A 630-nucleotide genomic window follows, 5' to 3' on the forward strand; every position below is an offset into this window, starting at 1 on the left:
TCCAGACCTCTTCATCTACCAAACTCTTTTATCACTCCAAAGAGACGTCCCACAACCCCAGGAAGCAAGCTTCCTGGTTTAGGCTGTTCCGCGTTCGCTCGCCGCTACTGACGGAATCACTCTTGTTTTCTCTTCCTGAGGGTACTTAGATGTTTCAGTTCCCCTCGTCTGCCTCTCCACATCCTATGTATTCAGATGTGAGTAACTGGAGATGAATCCAGTCAGGTTTCCCCATTCGGACATCCCCGGATCAATGCTTGCTTACAGCTCCCCGAGGCCTTATCGTTGTTCGCCACGTCCTTCATCGGCTCCTAGCGCCTAGGCATCCACCGTGTGCTCTTACTAGCTTAACCTAGTTGGTGGTCTTCTTTACAGAAGAACCTATATCTTACATATTCATGACCGATCCTGTTTACACAGTGTCAGTTAAGAACAGTTTTCTAAAACGCGATGTTTCGTTTCGGTATCCAGTTTTCAAGGATCAACTTGAAAGAGGGTTGCTCTTTCAAAACTGACAACGAGTGAGTGTCGATCAACTAGTGACCCGCGTCTGATTACTCAAACGACTTAGATTTGAATGTTTCCGCTCTCCGGAAACGATTCTCCATAGAAAGGAGGTGATCCAGCCGC

1 rRNA gene is annotated in these 630 nt (G+C 47.5%); it reads right to left on the reverse strand.

What is annotated here, in order from left to right:
• A 23S ribosomal RNA gene (locus IEX62_RS23600) occupies nt 1-353 on the reverse strand; the annotation flags it as partial.
• Nucleotides 354-630: the final 277 nt, after the last annotated feature.

Origin of the sequence: Paenibacillus hunanensis (assembly GCF_014645615.1) — a bacterium.
GTDB classification, from domain to species: domain Bacteria; phylum Bacillota; class Bacilli; order Paenibacillales; family Paenibacillaceae; genus Saccharibacillus; species Saccharibacillus hunanensis.